Below are 4,045 nucleotides of genomic sequence, written 5' to 3'. Positions count from 1 at the left end.
CCCTGTGGGAGCGGGCTTGCTCGCGAAGGGGCCGGCACATCCAGCATGAATGGCGCCTGGCACCGCGCCTTCGCGAGCAAGCCCGCTCCCACAGGGGTTTGGTGACGTACAGGCCAGCGCAAACAATCTGGCATCCACACCCAATCACCTGGCATGCACGCAAACATGCGCCGCCGCACCCCGCGCGTAGTATCGAAGCGCAACACATGCTGAACCCCTCCATTTCTCACTAAAACAATAAATCGGCCTTCGGGCTGCGGGAGACGTTTGTGCTCAAGAAAAGTGCATTGGGCTGGCCAAAGATTGCCGGCCTCGGAATTGCGTTGGTGGTGGCCGGGCAATTCTCCGGCTGGAACTTCGGGCTGGCGGCCGGTGGCTGGTTGAACATGTTGATCGCCACGCTGTTGATGGCGCTGCTGTGCGGTGGCCTGGCGTTGTGCGTGGCGGAATTGTCCACCGCCTTGCCCAGCGCTGGCGGTGTGTTTGTCTATGCACAAAGTGCGTTCGGGCCGTTCGTGGGCTATCTGGTCGGTATCGCCTGTGCCTTGGCGCTGACCATCGGCACGGGGGCTGCGGCCACATTCATCTGTGCCTACACCGAGTCGATGTTCGGCTTCGGCGGCTGGCCGGTGAAGATCGCGCTGTTCGCAGTGATCGTCGGCATCCACCTGCGCGGTGTCGGCGAGGCCATGGGCCTGACGTTCATTGCCGGGGTGATCGCCGTCGCCGCCCTGCTGACCTTCGGCGTGGCCATGGCGCCTCATGTCGAACTGAGCAACCTGCTGACCTTGCCGGCCAATGTCACCACGCCGGTCAGCCTGGGCGGGATCTTCGCCTGCGTGCCGTTCGCCATCTGGCTGTTCATCACCGTCGAGCAGACCGGATCGGCGGCCGAAGAGGCCAGCAATCCGGGACGCACCATGCCCCGGGGCATTCTCGCGGCCATCGGCACCCTACTGGTCACCGCGCTGGTGGTGCTGGTCTGCGCACCCGGCGCCGGCGGCGTCGAACTGGTGGGCTCGGCGGGCGATCCGCTGTACGCGGCGATGTCCAGCAACAGTGCCTTCGGTGAAGGTTCGTGGCTGGCCAAGGTGATCGGCTGCGGCGGCGTGTTCGGCTTGATCGCGACCTTTTTCTCGCTGGTCTACGCGGCGTCCCGGCAACTGTTCGCCATGGCCCGCGATGGCCTGTTCCCGCAATGGCTGGGCAAGACCGGCAAACGCGGCACCCCGTACCCGGCGCTGTTACTGATCGGCGTGGTCGGCCTGCCGTTGTCCGCGGTCGATCCGGCCACGGTGATGCTCGCGGTCGTGCTGCTGCTCAACGTTTGCTACCTGTTCATCTTCGGCGCCTACCTGCGCATCAAGCGCAACCAGCCGGACCTGCCGCGCCCGTTCAGCCTGATCGGCGGACAACTGGTCGCCTGGCTGGGCCTGGCCCTGACGCTGGTGGTGATCGCCGCCTGCTTCCAGCTCGACCTGATGATGCTGATCGCCCTGGGTGTGACCTTCGCCCTGTGCCTTTTCAACTTCCTGCTGCGCACCCGTCGCAGCCCTGCCATCGAGGTTCCCGACCATGCCTGACACCCTTCTGCAACGACGCCATCGCGTACTCGGCAGCGCTTCGCCGCTGTTCTACGACAAACCGCTGCACCTGGTACGCGGCGAAGGCGTCTGGCTGTTCGACGTCGACGGCCGCCGCTACCTGGACGTCTACAACAACGTGCCCTGCGTCGGTCACTGCAACCCCCGAGTGGTGGAAGCGATGCACCGCCAGGCGAGCACCCTGAACATCCACACCCGCTACCTGGACGAGCAGGTGGTGCGTTACGCCGAGCGCCTGACCGCCACCTTCGCCGAGCCGCTGGACACCGCGATGTTCACCTGCACCGGCACCGAGGCCAACGAACTGGCGCTGCGTCTGGCGCGCTTCGCCAGCGGTGGCACCGGGATCATCGTCAGCGACTACAACTACCACGGCAACTCGGCGTCCCTGGCCGAAGTCACCACCGCCCTGCCCTCGCCCGAACCCTTCGCTGCTCACGCCCGGGCGGTACCGATCCCGTGCCTGTACCGCGCACCGGCGGGCACCACCGAAACGCAACTGGCGGACGAGTATGCAGCCAACATTGCCGCCGCCATTGCCTCGATGCAGGCCCAGGGCATCCGCCCGGCGGCGCTGCTGATCGACACCCTGTTCGCCAACGAAGGCCTGCCCCGGGTGCCGGCCAGTTTCGTCGCCAGGGCGGCGGCGCTGATCAGGGGCGCCGGTGGTCTGTTCATCGCCGACGAGGTGCAGTCCGGGTTCGGTCGCACCGGCGAGCACCTGTGGGGGCATCAGGCCCACGGCGTGGTGCCGGACATCGTCACCCTCGGCAAGCCCATGGGTAACGGCTATCCCCTGGCCGGGCTGATCACCGGCAAAGCCCTGGTCGAGTCGTTTGGCCGCAGTGCGATGTACTTCAACACCTTCGGCGGCTCGCCGGTGGCGGCAGCGGTGGGCATGGCGGTACTGGATGAGATCGAGGGCCAACAGCTGCTGCACAACGCGCAGGATGTCGGCGGCTACGTGCAACAGCGCTTGCAGGTGCTGGCCGACAAGCATTCGATCATCGGCGATGTGCGCGGCAAGGGCCTGTTCTTCGCCATGGAGCTGGTGCGCGACCGCGTCAGCAAGGAACCGGCCGGGCTGGAGGCGCGCAAGGTGGTCAACGACATGCGCGACAACGGCGTGCTGATCAGCAAGATCGGCGCCGGCGACAACATCCTCAAGCTGCGCCCGCCACTGGTGTTCAGCCGCGAAAACGCCGACCTGTTCGTCGACACCCTGGACCATGCGCTGAGCGCGATTTGAGGAGCTGCCATGACTGAATTCCATACCCTGAGCCATGACCTGCAGGTCGCTCATCTGCACGATCTGGCGCGCCACGCCCTGCAACACTGGGAAGGCGATTTCGCCGACATCGAACTGGTGAAATACCGCGAAAACGCGGTGTTCTCCGCCCGCCGCCACGATGGCCAGCGCGTGGCGTTGCGCATCCATCGCAACGGCTATCACTGCGAAGCGGCGCTGCGTTCGGAACTGCAATGGATGGAGGCGCTGGAAAGCGCCGGGATCACCGTGCCGCAGATCATTCGTGCGCAGGATCAGCGGCATTTGATCGAAGTGAGTCACGCCGAGATCGGGCGGCGCCACATCGACATGCTCGCCTGGCTGCCGGGTGCCACCGCCGGCACCTCAGAGGCCGGGGTGCAGGCCGACACCGAGATCGATTTCCTGTTTGCCGAGGCCGGCGCGATTGCTGCGCGGATTCATCTGCACTCGGCGGATTGGCAGCAACCGGACGAGTTCGTGCGGCACGCCTGGGATGAGGAAGGCTTGATCGGGGCGAATCCGTTCTGGGGGCGTTTCTGGGAGCTGGAGCAGTTGAGTGCTGAGCAACGGGAACTGTTGCTGGAGGCACGACGTGCTGCACGCCGGGACTTGCGCCAGTACGGTCGACACTTGGGCAACTTCGGCATGATCCACGCCGATCTGGTGCCGGAGAACCTGTTGATCGAAGGCCCGCAACTGCGCCTGATCGACTTCGACGACGCCGGGTTTGGCTGGCACATGTTCGAACTGGCCACGGCGCTGTACTTCTGTCTGGATGACCCGCGTTATGAGCAGATCAAGGCGGCGTTGCTGGAGGGGTATCACGCGGTCAAGCCGCTGACCGAGGCCGATCGGCGGACGCTGGCGCTGTTTCTGCTGCTGCGGGGCACCACCTACCTGGGCTGGATCCACACCCGTCAGGGCACACCGACCGCGGTTGAAATGGCACCGATGTTGATTGAGCGGGCGTGTTTGTTGGCTCGCCACTATCTCCAAGAGTGACCCGGCCTTCGTGGCGAGGGAGCTTGCTCCCGCTGGGTTGCGAAGCAACCCCAAAACCTGTGCACGCGATGCACCCCGTTGGATCGCATTCGCCGGTTTTGCGACTGCTGCGCAGTCGAGCGGGAGCAAGCTCCCTCGCCACAGAAAGGCCCGGCAACCTGCAGAAGCT

Annotated in this window: 3 protein-coding genes; all 3 read left to right on the top strand. The window is 65.3% G+C overall.

Annotated elements, in window-relative coordinates; genetic code table 11:
- The first annotated feature begins 269 nt into the window (after positions 1–269).
- The 3 genes from B0W55_RS28880 to B0W55_RS28870 are packed head-to-tail and all read left to right on the top strand — an operon-like array spanning position 270 to position 3,876.
- On the top strand, positions 270–1,583 hold the full coding sequence (locus B0W55_RS28880; protein WP_077049309.1) for an amino acid permease: 1,314 nt from the start codon (positions 270–272) through the stop codon (positions 1,581–1,583).
- Entirely contained in the window at positions 1,576–2,853 is a 1,278-nt protein-coding gene (locus B0W55_RS28875) for an aspartate aminotransferase family protein (protein WP_077049308.1), read from the top strand. Before B0W55_RS28880 ends, B0W55_RS28875 begins: the two co-directional genes overlap by 8 nt.
- Positions 2,854–2,862: 9 nt before the next feature.
- The gene (locus B0W55_RS28870; RefSeq protein WP_077049307.1) at positions 2,863–3,876 is read left to right on the top strand and encodes a phosphotransferase enzyme family protein; all 1,014 of its coding nucleotides are present in this window, start codon (positions 2,863–2,865) and stop codon (positions 3,874–3,876) included.
- Positions 3,877–4,045: the final 169 nt, after the last annotated feature.

This window comes from Pseudomonas sp. KK4, from assembly GCF_001984065.1.
In the GTDB taxonomy this organism is placed as follows: Bacteria; Pseudomonadota; Gammaproteobacteria; order Pseudomonadales; family Pseudomonadaceae; genus Aquipseudomonas.
This window is presented reverse-complemented; position numbering and strand designations above follow the sequence as displayed.